Genomic DNA, 802 nt, shown 5'->3' with positions numbered 1-802 from the left:
GTCGGGCGCTTCCGCCGCGAGCTGGACGCGGACCCCGAGGCCGGCCGCGCCCGCCTGGCCGCCGCGGGCCTGGACCCGTGGGCGCAGGACAACCTCCTGGCCTACCTGAAGGACCAGCGCGAGGCCACCGGGGTGCTGCCCACCGAGCAGACGCTCGTGGTGGAGCGGTTCACGGACGAGCTCGGCGACTGGCGCGTGGTGCTGCACTCCCCCTACGGCATGGCGGTGCACGCCCCGTGGGCGCTCGCGGTGGGGGCGCGGCTGGCGCAGCGGTACGGGCTGGAGACCGGCTCGGGCGCGGCGATGGCGGCCGACGACGGGATCGTGCTGCGCATCCCGCTGATGGACGCGGAGCCACCGGGCGCGGAGCTGTTCGAGTTCACGGCCGAGGAGCTGGACGAGATCGTCACGGCGGAGGTCGGCGGGTCCGCGCTGTTCGCGGCCCGGTTCCGGGAGAACGCGGCCCGGTCCCTGCTGCTGCCGCGCCGTGACCCCGGGCGGCGGACCCCTCTGTGGCAGCAGCGGCAGCGGTCCGCGCAGCTGCTGGACGTGGCGCGGAAGCACCCGCGGTTCCCCGTGATCCTGGAGACCGTGCGCGAGGTGCTCCAGGACGTCTACGACCTCCCTGCGCTCAAGGAGCTCGCGGGGCGGGTGGCCTCGCGGGCCGTCCGGCTCGTGGAGGTCACGACGACGGCGCCCTCGCCGTTCAGCCAGTCCATCCTGTTCGGCTACATCGCCCAGTTCATCTACGAGGGCGACTCCCCGCTGGCCGAGCGCCGCGCCGCCGCCCTCTCCCTCGACC

Annotated in this window: 1 pseudogene; it reads left to right on the top strand. The window is 75.2% G+C overall.

Annotated elements, in window-relative coordinates:
- Window positions 1-802, top strand: a pseudogene (locus HMPREF3105_RS00840) (ATP-dependent helicase); the annotation flags it as partial.

The organism is Micrococcus sp. HMSC31B01 (genome assembly GCF_001816085.1).
In the GTDB taxonomy this organism is placed as follows: Bacteria; Actinomycetota; Actinomycetes; order Actinomycetales; family Micrococcaceae; genus Micrococcus; species Micrococcus luteus.
This window is presented reverse-complemented; position numbering and strand designations above follow the sequence as displayed.